Below are 18,027 nucleotides of genomic sequence, written 5' to 3' on the forward strand. Positions count from 1 at the left end.
CCCCACCTCCACCTCACGCGCTGAGCGGACGGGCCACCGGGCCGGAGAGGACGCCCTGGATGTCCTCCAGGGCCAGCGGCCGGCAGTACAGGTGCCCCTGGGCCAGGTGGCACCCCATGTCGCGCAGGATCTCCGCCTGCTCGGGGTGCTCCACCCCTTCGGCGACGATCGTCAGCCCGAGGGCCTGCCCCATCTTCACCATGCCTTCGACCAGCGCGCGAGCCGTGGGCTCGGTGGCGATGTCGCGCACGAAGCTGCGGTCGATCTTGAACGAGGAGAACGGGCGGTGCCGCAGGTAGCCCAGGGAGGAGAACCCGGTGCCGAAGTCGTCGATGGTCAGCTGCGCGCCGGTCTCGGCGAGGTCGCGCAACCGGCCGACGGTGTCGTCGTCGATCATGACGCTCTCGGTCATCTCCAGGTGCAGGCGGCAGCCGCTGGAGGTGGTCTGGCGCACCGCGGCGGCCACCCGCTCGGTGAAGTCGGGGTGGCGCAGCTGCACGGGCGAGACGTTGACCATGAGGTCCAGGCGGCGCGCGGCGTGCTGCTGGATGGACGCGGCGTCGCGGGCGACCTGGCGCAGCACCGAGTCCCCGATGGCGACGACGGTGCCCGAGCGCTCGGCCAGGCCGATGAACTCGTCGGGACCGACGAGGGGTTCGACGCCGCCGCCGCGGTCGCGGCGCCAGCGCACCAGCGCCTCGAGGCCGACGATGCGGGCCGCGGGGTCCTGGTCGGGGCCGGCCTGCAGGTCGACGATGGGCTGGTAGTGCACGACGAAGGCCTCGGCGGGGGCCTGCTGGAGGTCCTCGATGACCTGCAGGCGGGCGATCTCCTCCTCCAGCAGCTCGGGGCGGAACTCCACCCACCGGTTCTTGCCGGTGGCCTTGGCCCGGTACATGGCGGTGTCGGCGTTGCGCAGCAGGGTCCCGACGTCGTCGCCGGGCCGGGCCCGGGAGAGCCCGATGCTGCCCTGCACCCGCAGGACGTGCCCGCGCATCCTGACCTCCACGCGCAGCGCGACGAGCACGCGGCGGCAGAGGCCCTCGACGTCCTGGCAGTCCGGCAGCAGGACGGCAAACTCGTCGCCGCCCAGGCGGGCCACGGTGCTGCCCCCGCGCAGGGTGTCGCGCAGGCGGGAGCCGACCAGCCGCAGGAGCTCGTCGCCGGCCTCGTGGCCGAAGCGGTCGTTGACGGACTTGAACCCGTCGAGGTCGAGGTAGAGGACGACGAGCCGGTCCAGGCGGGAGGCCTCGCGCGCGCGGTCCAGCTCCTGGGCGAGGCGCTCGGCGAACTGCAGGCGGTTGGGCAGCCCCGTGACGACGTCGCGGCGGGCCAGGCCGTGCATCTCCTCGCTGGCGCTGACCCGGAAGAACGCGGCCTCCCCGACCGAGGCGAGCGCCTCGAGGGCCTTCTCGTCGGAGGCGCGCTGGGCGGGGTCGCGGCGGCGGGGGGCGGTGATGTAGAGCACGACGCCGTCGCCGGCGACGACGGGCACCCCGATCTCGTCCTCGGCGGGTCCCACGGAGCGGACCATCGCGGCCGGGGTGCCGGCGACCATGCGGGCGTGCTTCTGCAGGGCCCGGGCGAGGTCGGCGCGGCGGCCCTGGGTGTGCAGGGCGGTGGCGGCCTCGAAGAGGGCCTCGCTGCGGCGGGCGACGTCGCGGGTGGTGCGCATGGCGCGGGTGGCCATCATCGTCACGACCATCGGGATCACCAGCAGCAGCGCGGCCCAGCGGTCCAGCCGGGACTCCACGAGCCCGCCGAGGTAGCCGAGGCCGCCGACGGCGACGCTGGCGCCGACGGCGAGCCAGGCCCCGGTGTGCAGGAGCTCGCCCTTGACGGAGGTGCGTTCCTGGATCGCGACGGAGACCGCGGAGACGGCCACGTCGACGACGAAGACGGCGATGACCGCGGCGGAGACGGCGAGCAGCTCGGGGACGGTCATGTCGACCCGGATGATCCGTTCGAGCCCGCGGTACCGGCTCTCCTCGGGGGCCCGCCCGGTGGTGCCGAACAGTTCCAGCACGGCCAGCGCGACGGGCATGAAGAGCACGCCGATGCTCGCGTTGTAGACCCGGCTCACCCAGCTGCGGCGCTGCAGCAGCCCGGTCGGGACGACGCACAGGCACCAGGCGAGGGCGGCGGTGGCCGGGGCGGCGAAGCAGAGCAGGAAGATCAGGACCCCGACGTCGAACTGGACCTCGACGCCGGCGTGGCGGGTGTTGATCTGGAACGGGAAGCGGGTCAGCAGCTGCATGAGGGGCAGGCCGACGACGACGCAGAGGGCGAGGTCGTGCCACTGCCCGGCGCCGGCGTCCCGGCCGAAGGCCAGGGCGGCGAGCACGGTCGTCACGACGGCCGCCAGGGTGACGGCGCCGTCGAAGAGGACGCTGGCCCGGGGGCGACGTTCGCGCACCGCTCCGCTCACCGCCACCTCCACCGCTCGCCGGGACGGGCCACATCCTGACACTGCGAGACCGGGTGGTCACGCTCCATCATGGACATGGGCCCCTCATCTCCCCTGTTCGGCGCAGCTGCACGTGCTCCGACCTGCGAACACTCTCACAGGGTCGCCCCGCTGACACTCAGAGTAGTTCCGGCTCCGGGGGTCCCCGAGGGTCCCGGGACCCGGCCTACGCTGCGCCCGTGCGCACGCTCCGCCCCCTGCCCGTCCCGACCGGGGACGCGGTCCTCGACCTGCTGCCCCTGCTGGCCACCGCCGTCGAGGGCGGGCTCCCGCACGCCCTGCACCCCCACGCCGCCGACACCGCGCCCCACCCCTCGCTGCGCACCGGCGAGCCCCTCGGCCCCGGCGAGGACGACCCCGACGACCCCACCGCCGTGGTCGTCGCCACCTCCGGCTCGACCGGGACCCCCAAGGGCGCGCTGCTGCCCGCCGCGGCCCTGCGGGCCTCCGCCGCGGCGACGGCGGCCCGCCTCGCCCCCGGGCCCGGCTCGCAGCAGTGGGTGCTCGCCCTGCCGGCCCACCACGTCGCGGGCCTGCAGGTCCTGCTCCGCTCGGTGCGGGCGGGCACCGAACCCGTCGTCCTCCCCCCGGGTCCGTTCTCCGCCGCCGCCTTCGCTGGGGCCACCGCCCGCGCGACCGGGGACCGGCTGCTGACCTCCCTGGTGCCGACCCAGCTCGTCCGCCTCCTCGACGCCCCGGGGGACGCCGGCGAGGAGGCCCGCGCCGCCCTCGCCCGCTACGACGCGGTGCTCGTCGGTTCCGCCGCCACCCCCGGCGCCCTGCTGGAACGCGCCCGCGCCGCGGGAGCCCGGGTGGTCACGACGTACGGCTCCTCGGAGACCTGCGGCGGCTGCGTCTACGACGGCGTCCCCCTCGACGGGGTCGTGCCCGCGCTGGAGGAGGACCGGCTCACCCTGGCCGGCCCGGTGCTGGCCCGCGGCTACCGGGGCCTGCCCGGCCACCCCGCCTTCCCCGGCGACCGCTTCCGCACCGACGACACCGCCGTCCTCGAGGGCGGGCGGGTGCGGGTGCTGGGCCGGGTCGACGACCTCATCACCACCGGGGGGCTCAAGGTCGCCCCCGCCCTGGTGGAGGAGGCGCTGGCCGGCACGCCCGGGATCGGCGAGGTCGTCGTCGTGGGGGTGCCCGACGAGGAGTGGGGCCAGCGCGTCGTCGCCGCCGTCGTGCCCGCCGGGACCGCCCCGACCCTGGCCGAGGTCCGCGAGCGGGTGGGCGCGGCCGTCGCCCGGCACGCCGCCCCCCGCCAGCTGCTGCTGCTGGCGGAGCTGCCGCTGCGCGGGCCGGGCAAGCCCGACCGCGCGGCCCTGCGCGCCCTCGCCGCCCCGCCCGCACCCGGGGGGTGACCCCCGCCCGCCCCCGCGGCGGCCGGGTTCGCCGCACGGGCGCGGGGGTGGGATCCTGGGGGATGCGTTCCGTCCTGCCGGCCCTGCTCCTCCTGGCCTTCACCGTCTACTGCGTGGTCAGCATCGTGCAGGCCCCGGACGGGCAGCTGCGGAGCCTGCCGAAGTGGGCCTGGCTGCTGCTGGTGCTCTTCTTCCCCCTCGCCGGGGGGCTGGCCTACGTCCTGGCGGGCCGGCCCCTGGCCGCGGCCGTCCGCCGGCCCCGGCAGGCCCCGCGCGGACCCGACGACGACGAGGACTTCCTCCGGGGCCTGTGACCGGGCTCGCGGGGGCGGGCGGGTGACCCGCGCGGGCGGCCCGCCGTCCCGCTTGGCACGATGGTGCGTCGTGCCCGACCCCGCAGAACCGTCCTCCCCGTCCTCCGTGCCGCTGCCCTCCTCCGCCCGGACCCACCGGCGCGCGACCCCCGGGCAGTGGGTCTCCGCGGCCCGCCCGCGCACCCTGCCCGCGGCCGTCACGCCGGTGCTGGTGGGGACCGGCTCGGCCGCGGCCCTCGACGCCGTCTCCTGGGGGACGGCCGCGCTCGCCCTCGTCGTCTCCCTCGCCCTGCAGATCGGGGTGAACTACGCCAACGACTACTCCGACGGCATCCGCGGCACCGACTCCGACCGCGTCGGTCCCTTCCGCCTCGTCGGCTCCGGCGCCGCCGAACCCCGCCACGTCCGCGACGCGGCCTTCGCCTGCTTCGCCGTCGCGGCTCTGGCGGGTCTGGTCGTGGTGGCGCTGAGCGGGCACTGGTGGCTGCTGCTGGTGGGCGCGGCCAGCGTCGCCGCGGCCTGGTACTACACCGGCGGGAAGCGCCCCTACGGCTACGCGGGGCTCGGCGAGGTCTTCGTCTTCGTGTTCTTCGGCCTCGTCGCCGTGACCGGCACGACCTACGTCCAGGCCGGCCGCGTCGACGGGACCTCCCTCGCCGGGGCCTTCTGCGTGGGCTTCCTGGCCTGCGCGATCCTCGTCGCCAACAACCTGCGCGACGTCCCCACCGACACCGTCGCCGGCAAGCGGACGCTGGCCGTGCGGATCGGGGAGGCCCGGTCCCGCCGCCTCTACGCCGGCCTCGTCGTGGGCGCCTTCGCGGCGGCGCTGCTGACCGCGCCGTGGCACCCGTGGGTCCTGCTCGTGCTGGCCGCCGGGACGCTGGCCCAGCGGCCGCTGCGCACCGTGCTGGGCGGGGCGCGGGGACGGGACCTGATCCCCGTCCTCAAGGACACCGGTCAGCTGGAGCTGCTCACCGGGGCGCTGCTGGCCCTCGGACTGGCGCTCTGAGGCCCGGGGCGCCAGAGTGCGCCCCATGGGTGAGATCGACGTGAGCGCCGACGGCGTGCACCAGTACGCGGCCGTGCTCACCACCAGCGCGGGGACCCGCACCGAGCACGTCGTGGTCTCCGGCCCCGCGCTGCTGGAGAAGGCGGCGGTGACCGCCACCGAGGAGCCCTTCCTGGTGCGCCGCGTCCTGGAGGTCCTGCTCCGGGCGGAGGAGACGGCCGAGGCCGAGGGGCGGCAGCCCACCCTGCCGGCCGTCATCGACCTGCGGGCCCTCGACGCCGAGCGCCCCGACCTGCTGAGCGGTCTCCCGCTGCACTGACCCGCCCCCGGGCGGGGAGGTCTCCACGCCCGGCGGTGGTCTGGCCGCGGGCCCGGGCGATCACTGGCGTGGTCGGCGTGCGGCTGCTCCTGACCTCGGCGGGCCTGGTGAACGCGGAGTCCTGCGAGGCCCTGGCCGCCCTGGCCCGGCGGCCGCTGGCCTCGCTGGCGGTGGCGGTGGTGCCGACGGCCGCCAACGTGATCCCCGGCGACGAGGGCTGGTTCATCGCCGACTGCGTCAACCTCCAGCGCGCCAGCTTCGCGCAGGTCGACCTCGTCGACGTCTCCGCGCTGGAGCGCGAGGTGTGGAGCGCCCGGCTGGAGGAGGCCGACGTGCTGGCGGTGACCGGCGGGGACACCACCCACCTGCTGCACTGGCTGCGGCGCAGCGGGCTGGCCGCGACGCTGCCGGGGCTGCTGCGCGAGCGGGTCTACCTCGGCGTCAGCGCCGGCAGCATGGTCACCGGCCCGCACCTGCGCCTGAGCCGGTCGGTGCAGCGCGCTCCCGAGGACACCGCCGGCCTGGGTCTGGTGGACTTCCTCGTCCAGCCGCACCTGGACTCCCCGCACTTCCCGTCCGCGCGCGAGGACGCGGTGCGCCGGGCGGTGGCGGGGTTCGCGCACCCGACGTTCGCCCTCGCGGACGGGCGGGCGGTGCTGGTGGACGACGACGAGGTGCGGGTCGTCGGGGCCGGGCGCCACCTCGTCCTGCCCGGGGGCGCGCAGCCGTCCCTCCCGGGCTGAGGCCCACCGGGCCGCGGGCGCGGGTCAGTCCTCGGCGGCGTTGTCCGCGTCGAGACCGCGCTCGAAGCGCGACCTGCCCGCCCCGTCCTGCTGCTTGGCGCGCACGCGGCGGTCGACGCGCTGCTGCAGGGCCAGGGCCATCTGCTCGCGCTGGCGGCGCAGCAGCAGCAGCGACAGCAGCACCGAGACGACGGCCGCGATGAGCAGGGCCAGCCAGCCGACCGCACCGACGGCGCGGGCCACGACGAGGCAGAGCACGAAGATGCCCAGCCGCAGCGCGGTGTAGCGCAGCGTCGCTCCCCCCACGGCTCAGACCCCCGCGTAGGAGTGCAGGCCGGGGAAGAAGATGTTCACCACGAGGTAGTTGAACAGCATGCAGGCGAAGCCGAGGACGGACAGCCAGGCGGCGCGGCGGCCGTCCCAGCCGCGGGTGGCGCGGGCGTGCAGGTAGCAGGCGTAGACGACCCAGATGACGAACGTCCACACCTCCTTGGAGTCCCAGTTCCAGTAGCGGTTCCAGGCGACCTGGGCCCACACCGCCCCGGCGATGAGGGTGAACGTCCACATGACGAAGGCGACGGCGTTGAGGCGGAAGGCGGTGCGCTCCAGCTCCACCGACCCCGGCAGGGCGTCCATGAAGACCCCGCCGGCGCGATTCCCGGCCGCGGTGACCCGGTCGCGCTTCTCCTGGACCAGCTGCAGCACCGTCGCGGAGAAGCCCAGCGTGGACAGCGCCGTGGCGAGGATGGCGACGAAGACGTGGATGATCAGCCAGTAGCTGTCCAGGGCCGGGACGAGCTGGGCGGCCTCGACGTAGAGCTTGACCAGGGCGATCCCCAGGGTCACCAGGACCGGCCCGGCGACGAAGGTGCCCAGGTAGCGGGCGTCGCGCCCCCCGCCGAGGCCGCCGCGGTGGGCGCGGACGACGGCGACCAGGTAGGCCAGCGCCACGACGAGCGTGCCGGTGAGGGCGAACTCGAACATGTTGCCCCACGGCACCCGGTGCACGGAGACCCCGCGGGTCACCACCGAGCCCAGGTGCAGCAGGGTCGCCACGGTGAACAGCGACGTCCCCACCGCGGCCGCGCGGCGGCGGCGGTCGGTGATGGGCCTCTCGAGCGTGGTGGTGGAGCCGCCCCCCGCGACCTGCTCGCGGCGCCGCGCCTCCCGGGCCTTGATCTCCTTGCCGCCCTCGGCGAGGTCGCCGGCGTAGGCGACGAAGGAGAACAGGTAGGCGGTCATGGCGCCGTAGAGCAGCACGTTGCTGATCTGGGCGATGCTCTCGTCGACGGTCACGGTTTCCCCTCCGGAGCGGGCACTGGCTGCTCATGGTCCCCCACCGGGGGACGTGCTGGCGATTCGCGGTGGGCGCCGGGGCCCCCGGGGTCCTCGGGCTCGCCCAGGGCCCCGCGGAGGCGGCGCAGGACGCCCTCGACCTCCTCGGCCAGGCCGGCGTCGTTGCCGCGGGCGAGGCCGGCGACGGTCACCGCCGTCGCCCCGCCCGCGGCCACGGCCTTCACCCAGACCCGGCGGCGGGGCAGGAACAGCGAGAGGATCAGCCCCGTCGTGGCGAGCAGGGAGAAGACGAGCGCCGCGGTCTGGCCCGGGGTGTGGCGGACGTCGAAGGAGGCGAAGCGCTCCACGTCGCGGAACTCCACCGACCCGAGGCCGCCGGGCAGCTGCACGGTCTGCCCGGGCACCATCGAGAGGGCCACCCACTGCCCGTCGTCGCCGACGAGCCGCTGCATCCCCGCGGTCTCAAGGGTGTAGACGTTCTGGGCCTTCCCGTCGTCGAGACCGAGGTCGCCGGTCCAGACCTGCAGGGCCAGGAACGGGTTGGCCGCGTCGGGGAACCCCGACACGGGGGTGCCGTCGGCTCCCGTCGTCGCCGAGGGCAGGAACACCCCCTGCAACCCGATCTGCACGGGGTTCCCGGCCGCGTCGACGGCGTCGGGCACCTTGACCACGCCGATGGAGTCGTAGTTGCCCGTCTGCGGCAGGAAGGGGGTGGGGCCGTCCTGGACGACGTTGCCCTGCCCGTCGCGCACCACGACGACGGGGGCGTAGCCGTTGCCGGAGAGCGAGATCTGAGTGCCGCCGACCTTCGCGGGGTGGTTGACCCGGATCGTCTCCTCCCGCGCCGGCGCGCCCGGCTCGTCGGTGAGGGTGACGTGGGCGGCGAAGGTGCGGGGCTCCCCGATCTGGGAGGTCTGCCGGGCCTCGAAGGACACGTCCATCGCGTCCAGCGACAGCGTGAACGGCGGGACGTCGTCCTGCCCCGTCCACACCCCGCCGGTGAAGCTGTCGAAGGTCGTGCCGACCATCGTCCCGCCCACGGTCACCAGGCGCTGACCGGAGTAGGAGAACAGCGAGCTGGAGGCGACGGCGACGAGCAGGCCCACCAGGGACAGGTGGAAGAGCAGGTTGCCGGTCTCGCGGTGGTGGCCCTTCTCCGCCGCCACCGACCCCTCGCGCCGGTCGACGCGGAAGCGGCGCCGGGCCAGCACCTCGCGGGCGGCGTCGAGGACCTCCTCGGGACCCGCGGCGACGGTCGCGGCGCGGTGCTCCGGCAGCCGCTCCAGGCGGGCCGGGGTGCGCGGCGGGCGCGAGCGCAGCGCCTTGAGGTGCACCCCGGCGCGCGGGAGGACGCAGCCGACGAGGGAGATGAAGAGCAGCAGGTAGATCGCGGAGAACCAGACCGAGGAGTACACGTGGAACCCCTGCAGGCGCTCCACCCAGGGCCCGGCCGTGGGGTGGTCCTGCATCCACGTCGCGACCCCGGCCGGGTCGTTGTTCTGCTGGGGGAACGTGGAGCCGGGGACGGCGGCGACGGCCAGCAGCATGAGCAGGAACAGCGCGGTGCGCATGCTGGTGAGCTGGCGCCAGCAGTAGCGCAGGAACTCCAGCGGCTTCAGCTCCGGGGCCAGCTCGCGCTTGGGCCGGGAGGCGTTCTCGCTGTCGCGGTACGCGTCGCGGAGGTCGTCGAGGTGGGTCTCGTCGGTTCGGGCCATGCTCAGATCACCGGCTGGAAGTTGGAGACGAGGTGGGACTGCAGCCAGCTCACCAGGGTCTGGAAGTGCCCGGTGACGAGCAGCAGGCCGATGACGACCAGCAGCACCGCCCCGAAGCGGTCGAGGGCGACCCGGTGGCGGCGCAGCGCGCCGAGGACGCGCATGCCCCGGCCGTAGGCCATCGCCACCAGGACGAAGGGGACGCCGAGCCCGAGGCAGTAGACGAGGCCGAGGGTCGTGGCCCGCGACCCGCTGGCCGTGGTGAACGCCATGGCCGAGATCGCGGCGAAGATCGGGCCGATGCACGGCGTCCAGCCGAGGCCGAAGAGGAACCCGAGGACGGGGGCGCCGAGCAGGCCCGCCCGCGGCCGCCAGCGGACCTTGAGCTCGCGCTGGGCCCACAGCGGGGAGAGCAGCAGGAGCAGGCCGCCCGCGAGGACGACGAGGCCGAGCACCCGCTGCAGCACGCCCTGGTGCTCCTTCAGCAGGTCCCCCGCGGCGCCCGCGGTGAAGCTGATGAGCACGAAGACGACGGAGAAGCCGAGGACGAACAGCAGCGACCCGAGGAGCATCCGTCCCCGTCGCTGCCGCTCCAGGTCCCCGCCGGACAGGCCCGTCACGTAGGCCAGGAAGCCCGGCACGAGGGGCAGGACGCACGGGGAGAGGAACGACACCAGGCCCGCGAGCGCGGCCAGCGGCACCGCCAGCAGCAGCGGCCCGGTCTGCACGTACTCGGGGAGGGTCACGCCGGGGCCTCCGCGGGGGCCTCCGCGGGCGCCGGGTCGGCCCCGGCGTCGTCGAGCATCCCCGACAGCGTGGAGTCGTCGACGATCCCGGAGGCCCGGGCCGCGACCCGGCCCTCGGTGTCCAGCACCAGCGTCGTCGGGGTCGCCTGCGGGGAGTACGTCCGCAGCGCCAGCATCGCCGCACCGGAGTCCTTGTCGAGGACCGAGGGGTAGGTGAGGCCGAACCGGCGCTGGAACGAGGCGGCGATGTCGGCGCTGTCGTAGGTGTTGATCCCCAGGAACTGCACGTTGCGCCCGGAGTACTCCTCCCACACCGCCTGCAGGTCCGGCGCCTCGCTGCGGCACGGGCCGCACCCGGCGAACCAGGTGTTGAGGACGACGACCTTCCCGCGGTGGTCGGCGAGGTCGACGGTGTCGCCGTCGACGGTGGTCCCGGTGAACTCCACCGGCTCCCGGCGCTCGGCGGGCGGGAACTGGACGACGGTCCCGTCGCCCTCGATGTAGTTCGAGCCCTGCGACTCCGGCAGGCCGTCGCCGCCGGAGCAGGCGGCCAGCCCCAGCGTCGACAGCGCCACCAGCGCCAGGGCGCGGCGCGCGAGCGGTCGCGGCACGCTCACGCCCCCGGGACGGGGTCGGCGCCGATCAGCAGGTCGGCGGCGGGTTCGGTGTAGGCGACCGAGACGAGGGTGCGCCCGGAGAACTCCAGCGACGTCACCGACGCCAGCGCGCACTGGCGCTTGCGCGGGTCGTGGACCAGCGGGCGGCCCTCGGCCCGCAGGCGGGTCACCCACACCGGCAGCTGGTGGCTGACCAGCACCGACTCCCGGCCCGGGAAGGTGTCGCGGGCGTCGCGCACGACGGCGCTGACCCGGGCGACCTGCTGCTCGTAGGGCTCGCCCCAGCTGGGCTGGACGGGGTTCCACAGCCGCGGCCACACCCGCGGGTCGCGGATCGAGCCGCGCCCCTCGGTGACCCGGTGCCCCTCGAAGCGGTTGCCGGCCTCGATGATCCGGGGCTCGGTGCCCAGGGGCAGGCCGTGGGTGCGGGCGATCGGCGCGGCGGTCTCCTGGGCGCGCTGCAGCGGCGAGGCGGTCACCGAGGCGACGTCGCGGTCGGCGAAGAACTCGCCCAGCCGGGTCGCCATCGCCTGGCCGCGCTCGGAGAGGCGGAACCCGGGCAGGCGGCCGTACAGGACGCGGTCGGGGTTGAAGACCTCACCGTGGCGGACGAGGTGGACGGTGGTGCGCGGGGCGCTCACAGGGACCCGGACCCTTCCGCCGCGGCCCGCGCCGCGGCCGGCAGCGCCTCGACGACCCGCCCGATCGCGGCCTCGTCGTGGCTGGCGGACAGGAACCACGCCTCGAAGGCGCTGGGGGGCAGGTGGACCCCCTGGTCGAGCATGGAGTGGAAGAACGCCCGGAAGGCGCCGAGGTCCTGCTGGCGGGCCTGCTCGTAGTCGGTCACCGCGTCGAGGCCGGTGAAGAAGACGCTGAACATCGACCCGGCGGTGTTCACCAGGTGCGGCACCCCGGCCGCGGACAGGGCGGCGCTGGCGGCCTCGCGCACGGCGGTGGCGGCGGTCTCGACGGCGGCGTAGACCTCGGGGGTGCAGGCCCGCAGCGTGGCGAGGCCGGCGGCGGTGGCGATCGGGTTCCCCGACAGCGTCCCCGCCTGGTAGACGGGCCCGGCGGGGGCGAGGTGGGCCATGACGTCGGCGCGGCCCCCGAAGGCCGCGGCGGGGAAGCCGCCGCCCATGACCTTGCCGAAGGTCAGCAGGTCGGGGGCGTGCTCCAGGCCCAGGCCCTCGTGGCCGTACCAGCCGGCCGCGCTGACCCGGAAGCCCGTCATGACCTCGTCGGAGACCAGCAGCGCGCCGTGCTCGCGGGTGACCCGGCGCAGCTCGGCGGTGAAGCCGGGCTGCGGCGCGACGACGCCCATGTTGCCGGCGGCGGCCTCGGTGATGACGCAGGCGATGCGGTCGCCGTGCAGGCGGAAGACCTCGGCCAGCGCCTCGGGGTCGTTGTACGGGATGACGATGGTGTCGCCGGCGGCCGTCCCCGTCACCCCGGGGGTGTCGGGCAGCGCGAACGTGGCCAGCCCGGAGCCTGCTGAGGCCAGCAGGGCGTCGACGTGGCCGTGGTAGTGCCCGGCGAACTTCACGATCACCGGGCGGCCGGTGAAGCCGCGGGCCAGCCGGATCGCGCTCATCGTGGCCTCGGTGCCGGAGCTGACCATCCGCAGCTGCTCGACCGGCTCGACGCGGGCGACGATCTCCTCGGCGAGCAGCACCTCGCGCTCGGTCGGGGTCCCGTAGGAGAACCCGTCCTGCGCGGCGGCCGTGACCGCGGCGAGCACGTCGGGGTGGGCGTGCCCGAGGATCATCGGTCCCCAGGAGCAGAGCAGGTCGACGTACTCGCGCCCGTCGGCGTCGGTGAGGTACGGCCCGCGGGCCGAGGCGGTGAAGCGGGGGGTGCCGCCGACGGCGCGGAAGGCGCGGACCGGGGAGTTGACGCCCCCGGGGATGACGGCGGCGGCCCGCTCGAACAGCGCGGCGGAGGTGGGTGCGGAGGAGGTCGTCGGGGCGGGCGTCGGCGCGGTCACGGACCCCAGTGTCGCAAGCTGCGCGGGGTGCCGCCGCCCCAGGGGCGCCTACGACGGCGTGTCGGAGGTCGGGGGTGACGGACTTCACGCCGAGCCCGCCCGGACCTCCCCCGCGCCGGGGCCGGGCGGGCGGTCAGGTCCACCACAGGTACCAGCCCGCCCGGCCGGTGCGGGGGCACGTGCGGCGGCGGACGACCTGCGGTCCGCCGCGGGCGTCGTCGAGGCCGAACCGCGCCTGCACGCGTGCCCAGAGGGCCGCGCCCTCCTCGGCCCCCGGGCCGTCCCCGGCGTCGAGGCAGGTGCCCGCGCCCGGCCCGGGGTGGTCGTGGACGACGATCCCCTCGGCGGCGATGCGCTCGTCCTCGCGCGGGGGCGGGACGAGGTAGCCGTGCACCTCGACCAGGTTCGGGTGCCGGGCGGCGGCGGTGAGGACCGACGCCAGCGAGGGGGCGGCGTTCTGCCGGTCCGCCAGCCGCGCGGGCGGGACCCGCCGCAGCAGCTGCGCGGCCGCCGCCCCCGGCAGGTCGCGGTAGCGGACGACGTCGCGGGCGTCGGCGGGACGGCCGAGCACGTGCGGCTCGAGGACGTCGAGGACGTCGAGGGTCCAGCTGGGCCGGCCCGCGGCCAGGCGGGTCCAGCACTCGGCGAGGGTCTCGCGGCGGGGCTCGGGCGGGCGGGTGGTCGGTGCGGGGGTCGTCACGCCTGCGAGGGTGCGGAACCGGCGCCGCCGCGCCGGACCGGCCGCGGAGGGGTGTGGACGACCACCGCGCCCGCGGGCCCCGTGCACCCGGCGGCGTCCCCTCCCGCGGGTGGTCCCGCGACCGCGCGGGCGGGTCAGGGGCGGGCGGTCAGCGGCTGGTTGAAGCGGAGCTGGTTGCCCGAGGGGTCCCGCACGCCGAAGTCGCGCACGCCGTACGCCTGGTCCACCGGTTCGGACTGGACCTCCACGCCCGCCGCGGAGAGCCGGTCGAAGAGGGCGTCGACGTCGTCGGTGGTGAGGATCAGCCGGGACATCAGCCCCTTCGCGAGCAGCTCCGCCCCGGCCTCCCGGTCCGCCGGGGAGGCGTCCGGCCACGACTGCGGGGTCTCGAGCACGACGTGGAGCGAGGGCTGGTCGGGAGGGGTCACCGTGACCCACCGCATCCCCTCGTAGGAGACGTCCTGGGTCACCGCGAACCCGAGCAGGTCGCGGTAGAACCCCAGGGCCTCGTCGTGGTCGTGGACGGTCAGCAGAACCTGCGAGACGGTCAACATGCGCTGGACGGTAGGCGCGCCCGGGCACCGGTGGCTTCTCCGATCCTGACCGACCGCGACGGCCGGGCCGCCCGGGCCAGCACGCAGCTGGGGATGAGCGCCGCCGCGGAGTGGTCCCGGCTCCGGTACGCGCTCGGGGTCTCCCCCACCAGCCGGGTGAAGCGCGCGCTGAACGACCCCAGCGAGGAGCACCCGACGGCGAAGCACGCCTCGGTGACGCTCACGTCCCCGCGCCGCAGCAGCGCCTTGGCCCGCTCGACGCGGCGGGTCATCAGGTAGTCGTAGGGCGTCTCGCCGAACGCCGCCTTGAAGCAGCGGGAGAAGTGCCCCGGGGACATGAGCGCCTGGTGGGCCAGGACCGCCACGTCGAGGGGCTGGGCGTGGTCGCGGTCGATCCGGTCGCGGACCCGCCGCAGCCGCACCAGGTCCTCGCGCCGCAGAGCCACCCGGCCAGTGTGGCCGCTCCCGGCGGCGGCGCGCCAGGGCCCGTTCCCGTTCGCCTGCCCGACGCCGCACGGACACCCCGCGGTCCGGGCCCGGGAAACCTCCAGCCCCCAGGGTCGGGGGACCACCCCCCACCTCCGGAGGAACCGTGCCCGAGAACGTGCCCGAGACCACGGCCCGCCCCGGCCGCCGCCACCTGCTCGGCGCCGGCGCCGCGGTCGCGGCCGCCGCCGCCCTCGCCCCCGCCCGCTCCGCGAGCGCCGAGACCCGCTCGTCCACCGGCGCGGGCCGCCCGTCCCGCCTCGCCTTCGGCGGCGACGGGACGTTCCGGGTCGTGCAGTTCAACGACACGCAGGACAACCACCGCACCGACGTGCGCACGATCCAGCTCATCGAGCGCACCCTGGACCGGGAGCGGCCCGGGTTCGTCGTCATCAACGGCGACGTCATCAACGGGGACATGACGACGGCCGAGCAGGTCCGGCAGGCGCTGAACCACGTCGTCCTGCCGATGGAGGAGCGCCGCATCCCCTGGGCCATCACCTTCGGCAACCACGACGAGGACTCCGCCGGGGCCACCGGCATGACGGAGCCGCGGATCCGGCGGTTCCTCTCCGGCTACCGCCACTACGTCGGGAACACCGCGAGCGGGGTCAGCGGCGACTCCAACCAGGTCCTGACCGTCCGCAGCTCCCGGGGGCGGCGGGAGGGCTTCGCGCTGTGGCTGCTGGACTCCGGCCGGTACTCGCCCGAGACGATCGCGGGGCAGCCGGTGGAGGAGTACACCTACGAGACCATCCACGCCGACCAGGTCGCCTGGTACCGGAAGACCTCGCAGGAGCTGCAGGGGCGCGCGGGCGACCCCGTGCCGGGGCTGATGTTCTTCCACATCCCGCTGTGGGAGTTCCGGCACATGTGGTTCGGCTCCCCCACCGAGGCCACCGAGGAGTCCCACGCGAAGGCCGTCGCCAAGCACGGCATCGTCGGGGAGCGCAACGAGCGCGAGTACACCGCGCAGTTCAACCCCGGCCTCTTCCACGCCGCGCTGGAACGAGGCGACGTCCGGGGCATGTTCTGCGGGCACGACCACGTCAACGACTACGTGGGGAACTACTTCGGCATCCAGCTCGGCTACGGCCCCGGGACCGGGTTCGGGACCTACGGCCTCGAGGGCGACGCGGTGCACCGGATGCGGGGCGCGCGCGTCTTCGACCTCGACGAGCACCACCCCGGCGTCCTCAAGAGCACGCGGACGGTGTTCGCGGCCGACCTCGGGATCGACCTGTCCCCCGCCCCGCAGCCGCTGGGGACGCCGAAGCCGCTCGGTCACCGCTGAGCGGCGGGACGCCCGCCGGGCCGGGACCCCGTCGGGGTTCCGGCCGGCGCGGTCAGCGCGAGAGCCCGAACACCGTCGTGGAGCGGTACTCCTCCCCCGGTCGCAGCACGGTGGAGGGGAAGTCCGGCTGGTTCGGGGAGTCCGGGAAGTGCTGGGTCTCCAGCGCCACCCCGTCGCCCTGGCGGTAGACCCCGCCGCCGGTGCCGACGAGGGTGGCGTCGAGGAAGTTCCCCGAGTAGAACTGCAACCCCGGTTCCGTCGTCGACACCCGCAGGGTGCGCCCGCTGCGGGGGTCGTGCAGGACCGCGGCCTCCTCCAGCCCGTCCCCGGCCCGGTCCAGCACCCAGTTGTGGTCGTAGCCCTGGCCGAAGAGGATCTGCTGGTAGGGCTGGCGGATCCGCGCCGCGATCCGCCGCGGGGAGCGGAAGTCCATCGGGGTCCCCGCCACCGGGGCGATCTCACCGGTCGGGATGAGCGTCTCGTCGACGGGGGTGAAACCGTCGGCGTGGATGGTCAGCTCGTGGTCGAGGGCGGTGCCGGACCCCTCACCGGCCAGGTTCCAGTAGCTGTGGTTGGTGAGGTTCACCACCGTCGCGGCGTCGGTGGTGGCGAGGTAGTCCAGGGTCAGCTGCGCGAACCGGTCCAGGGTGTACGTCACCTCGACGTGCAGGTTCCCGGGGTAGCCCTGGTCGCCGTCGGGGCTGTCCAGGGACAGCCGGAGACCGACGGTGCCGTCACCGAACACCGGTGTCGCCGACCACACCCGCTTGTCGAAGGAGTCGGTGCCCCCGTGCAGGCTGTTCGGGCCGTTGTTCAGGGGCAGCTGGTGCTCGACGCCGTCGAGGGTGAACCTCCCGCCCGCGATCCGGTTGCCGTAGCGGCCGATGAGCGCCCCGAAGTACGGGCCGGGGTTGTTGCCCGCGAGGTAGCCCTCGAGGTCGGCGAAGCCGAGGACGACGTTGCGGACCCGGCCCCGGTGGTCGGGGAACTCCAGGCTCTGCAGGATCCCGCCGTAGGTCAGGATCCGCGCGGTGACCTCGCCGTCGACGAGGGTCCAGCGCTCGACGGCGGTCCCGTCGGGCAGGGTGCCCCACGGTTCGGCGAACAACCGGGGTTCGCGCTGGACCGCGGCGGCCGCGGGGGCGGCGGCCGCGCCGACGAGGGCGGTGGCCGCCGCGCCGGCCAGCACGACGCTGCGCCGGGAGGGGTTGAGGGGCATGCGTGGTTCTCCTTCGGGGAGCTTCATCGCTCGGAACTGTGCAAGCGTCGTGAAGCTAGGCCCCCGCTGGGCGGCGCGTCAACGCCCCCGCCGCGCCCGGACCTCCGCCGCCGCGCGCTCGACCAGCGCCACGAGGTGGGTCACCACCCACCGGCCGGCCTCGCGCTCGGCGTCGGTCGGGCCCGCGGGGCCGCGCGGGTGCGCCCACCCGGCGACGTCAGCCCAGCCAGTCCCGCGCCGCTTCCAGCGCCCAGTAGCTGAGGACGATCTGCGCCCCGCCCCGGCGCAGCGCCAGCAGCGACTCCAGCGCGACGCGCTCGCGGTCCACCGCCCCGGCCTGCGCGGCGAACTCGACCATCGCGTACTCCCCGGACACCTGGTAGCTGGCCACCGGGACGTCGGCGACGTCGGCGACCGCGCGCAGCACGTCGAGGTAGGGCAGGCCCGGCTTCACCATGACCATGTCGGCGCCCTCGTCGAGGTCGAGGCGCACCTCGCGCAGCGCCTCGGCGACGTTGGCCGCCGGGTCCTGCTGGTAGGTGCGGCGGTCGCCCTTCAGCTGCGAGTTCACCGCCTCGCGGAAGGGGCCGTAGAAGCCGCTGGCGTACTTCACCGCGTAGGCGAACAGCGCGACGTCGTCGAAGCCGGCGGAGTCCAGCGCCTCGCGCAGGACCCCGATCTGGCCGTCCATCATCCCGCTGGGCCCCAGCACGTGGGCGCCCGCGGTGGACTGGGCCAGGGCCATCGAGGCGTAGCGCTCCAGCGTCGCGTCGTTGTCGACGCGGCCGCGGGAGTCCAGCACCCCGCAGTGGCCGTGGTCGGTGAACTCGTCCAGGCACAGGTCGGCCATGACGACGAGGTCGTCGCCGACGGCGTCACGGACGTCCTTCAGCGCGACGTTGAGGATGCCGTCGGGGTCGTCGGCCCCGGAGCCGACCGCGTCGAGCTCCTCGGGGACCCCGAACAGCATGATCCCACCCAGACCGGCCGCGAGGGCCTCCCGCGCCACCGCCACCAGCGAGGCCCGGGTGTGCTGCACGACCCCGGGCAGGGTGCGGATCGGCTGCGGCGCACCGATCCCCTCGCGCACGAACACCGGCAGGACGAGGTCCCCCGGGTGCAGGTGCACGTCGGTCACCAGCCGGCGCATCGCCGGGGTGGCGCGCAGGCGGCGCGGACGGATCGGCAACTGCACCACGG

The 18,027-nt window shown here is 75.3% G+C and carries 19 protein-coding genes; 6 read left to right on the forward strand and 13 right to left on the reverse strand.

What is annotated here, in order from left to right; genetic code table 11:
* Positions 1-13 precede the first annotated feature (13 nt).
* Positions 14-2,428: a putative bifunctional diguanylate cyclase/phosphodiesterase gene (locus tag KRAD_RS24095; protein ID WP_157873537.1), complete on the reverse strand. Its 2,415-nt coding sequence runs from the start codon at positions 2,426-2,428 to the stop codon at positions 14-16.
* 218 nt (positions 2,429-2,646) lie between these two features.
* On the opposite strand from KRAD_RS24095, the gene menE reads away from it, so the two are divergent.
* The 5 genes from menE (at position 2,647) to KRAD_RS07965 (ending at position 6,216) form a co-directional block, all read left to right on the forward strand.
* Positions 2,647-3,831, forward strand: a complete 1,185-nt coding sequence (gene menE, locus KRAD_RS07945; protein ID WP_012085032.1) for an o-succinylbenzoate--CoA ligase — start codon at positions 2,647-2,649, stop codon at positions 3,829-3,831.
* Positions 3,832-3,893: 62 nt separating this feature from the next.
* Positions 3,894-4,145: a PLD nuclease N-terminal domain-containing protein gene (locus KRAD_RS07950; RefSeq protein ID WP_012085033.1), complete on the forward strand. Its 252-nt coding sequence runs from the start codon at positions 3,894-3,896 to the stop codon at positions 4,143-4,145.
* A 112-nt stretch (positions 4,146-4,257) separates the two neighbouring features.
* Positions 4,258-5,154 (forward strand): 1,4-dihydroxy-2-naphthoate polyprenyltransferase, encoded by an 897-nt coding sequence (locus tag KRAD_RS07955; protein ID WP_041292863.1) that lies wholly within the window; start codon positions 4,258-4,260, stop codon positions 5,152-5,154.
* A 25-nt stretch (positions 5,155-5,179) separates the two neighbouring features.
* The gene (locus tag KRAD_RS07960) at positions 5,180-5,473 is read left to right on the forward strand and encodes a hypothetical protein (protein WP_157873539.1); all 294 of its coding nucleotides are present in this window, start codon (positions 5,180-5,182) and stop codon (positions 5,471-5,473) included.
* A 77-nt stretch (positions 5,474-5,550) separates the two neighbouring features.
* On the forward strand, positions 5,551-6,216 hold the full coding sequence (locus KRAD_RS07965) for a Type 1 glutamine amidotransferase-like domain-containing protein (protein WP_157873541.1): 666 nt from the start codon (positions 5,551-5,553) through the stop codon (positions 6,214-6,216).
* 24 nt (positions 6,217-6,240) lie between these two features.
* On the opposite strand, the gene KRAD_RS07970 is transcribed toward KRAD_RS07965, so the two are convergent.
* From KRAD_RS07970 to KRAD_RS08015, 10 genes are all read right to left on the reverse strand, one after another.
* Complete coding sequence (locus tag KRAD_RS07970; protein WP_012085037.1) at positions 6,241-6,522, reverse strand: DUF4229 domain-containing protein; 282 nt, start codon at positions 6,520-6,522, stop codon at positions 6,241-6,243.
* A 3-nt stretch (positions 6,523-6,525) separates the two neighbouring features.
* A complete protein-coding gene (ccsB, locus tag KRAD_RS07975; protein ID WP_012085038.1) occupies positions 6,526-7,512 on the reverse strand; it encodes a c-type cytochrome biogenesis protein CcsB in 987 nt (328 codons plus the stop codon).
* Positions 7,509-9,227 carry a cytochrome c biogenesis protein ResB gene (gene resB / locus KRAD_RS07980; RefSeq protein ID WP_012085039.1) on the reverse strand — a complete coding sequence of 573 codons (1,719 nt, stop codon included), beginning with the start codon at positions 9,225-9,227 and terminating at the stop codon, positions 7,509-7,511. The genes ccsB and resB overlap by 4 nt, the downstream gene beginning before the upstream one ends.
* A gap of 2 nt (positions 9,228-9,229) precedes the next feature.
* On the reverse strand, positions 9,230-9,973 hold the full coding sequence (locus KRAD_RS07985) for a cytochrome c biogenesis CcdA family protein (protein WP_012085040.1): 744 nt from the start codon (positions 9,971-9,973) through the stop codon (positions 9,230-9,232).
* Positions 9,970-10,584 carry a TlpA family protein disulfide reductase gene (locus KRAD_RS07990; RefSeq protein WP_203417521.1) on the reverse strand — a complete coding sequence of 205 codons (615 nt, stop codon included), beginning with the start codon at positions 10,582-10,584 and terminating at the stop codon, positions 9,970-9,972. Before KRAD_RS07990 ends, KRAD_RS07985 begins: the two co-directional genes overlap by 4 nt.
* Positions 10,585-10,586: 2 nt before the next feature.
* Positions 10,587-11,231: a histidine phosphatase family protein gene (locus KRAD_RS07995; RefSeq protein WP_012085042.1), complete on the reverse strand. Its 645-nt coding sequence runs from the start codon at positions 11,229-11,231 to the stop codon at positions 10,587-10,589.
* On the reverse strand, positions 11,228-12,574 hold the full coding sequence (hemL, locus tag KRAD_RS08000; protein WP_012085043.1) for a glutamate-1-semialdehyde 2,1-aminomutase: 1,347 nt from the start codon (positions 12,572-12,574) through the stop codon (positions 11,228-11,230). Before hemL ends, KRAD_RS07995 begins: the two co-directional genes overlap by 4 nt.
* Before the next feature lie 133 nt (positions 12,575-12,707).
* Positions 12,708-13,274: a hypothetical protein gene (locus KRAD_RS08005; protein ID WP_049821117.1), complete on the reverse strand. Its 567-nt coding sequence runs from the start codon at positions 13,272-13,274 to the stop codon at positions 12,708-12,710.
* 134 nt (positions 13,275-13,408) lie between these two features.
* Positions 13,409-13,828, reverse strand: a complete 420-nt coding sequence (locus KRAD_RS08010) for a VOC family protein (protein ID WP_012085045.1) — start codon at positions 13,826-13,828, stop codon at positions 13,409-13,411.
* Positions 13,822-14,268 (reverse strand): helix-turn-helix transcriptional regulator, encoded by a 447-nt coding sequence (locus tag KRAD_RS08015; protein WP_041292867.1) that lies wholly within the window; start codon positions 14,266-14,268, stop codon positions 13,822-13,824. Before KRAD_RS08015 ends, KRAD_RS08010 begins: the two co-directional genes overlap by 7 nt.
* 152 nt (positions 14,269-14,420) lie before the next feature.
* Between KRAD_RS08015 and KRAD_RS08020 the strand changes: the two genes are divergently transcribed.
* On the forward strand, positions 14,421-15,608 hold the full coding sequence (locus KRAD_RS08020; RefSeq protein ID WP_012085047.1) for a metallophosphoesterase family protein: 1,188 nt from the start codon (positions 14,421-14,423) through the stop codon (positions 15,606-15,608).
* Positions 15,609-15,660: 52 nt separating this feature from the next.
* On the opposite strand, the gene KRAD_RS08025 is transcribed toward KRAD_RS08020, so the two are convergent.
* Entirely contained in the window at positions 15,661-16,827 is a 1,167-nt protein-coding gene (locus KRAD_RS08025) for an aldose epimerase family protein (RefSeq protein WP_012085048.1), read from the reverse strand.
* 217 nt (positions 16,828-17,044) lie between these two features.
* Positions 17,045-18,025, reverse strand: a complete 981-nt coding sequence (gene hemB / locus KRAD_RS08030) for a porphobilinogen synthase (protein WP_012085049.1) — start codon at positions 18,023-18,025, stop codon at positions 17,045-17,047.
* Positions 18,026-18,027: the final 2 nt, after the last annotated feature.

It is taken from the genome of Kineococcus radiotolerans SRS30216 = ATCC BAA-149 (assembly GCF_000017305.1).
GTDB lineage: Bacteria > Actinomycetota > Actinomycetes > Actinomycetales > Kineococcaceae > Kineococcus > Kineococcus radiotolerans.

What these genes read in the sequence shown, in the direction of transcription:
- KRAD_RS07960 (WP_157873539.1), top strand. Translation starts at nt 5,180, where the DNA reads ATGGGTGAGATCGACGTGAGCGCCGACGGCGTGCACCAGTACGCGGCC.
- resB (WP_012085039.1), bottom strand. Translation starts at nt 9,227, where the DNA reads ATGGCCCGAACCGACGAGACCCACCTCGACGACCTCCGCGACGCGTAC.
- KRAD_RS08010 (WP_012085045.1), bottom strand. Translation starts at nt 13,828, where the DNA reads ATGTTGACCGTCTCGCAGGTTCTGCTGACCGTCCACGACCACGACGAG.
- KRAD_RS07950 (WP_012085033.1), top strand. Translation starts at nt 3,894, where the DNA reads ATGCGTTCCGTCCTGCCGGCCCTGCTCCTCCTGGCCTTCACCGTCTAC.
- KRAD_RS08025 (WP_012085048.1), bottom strand. Translation starts at nt 16,827, where the DNA reads ATGCCCCTCAACCCCTCCCGGCGCAGCGTCGTGCTGGCCGGCGCGGCG.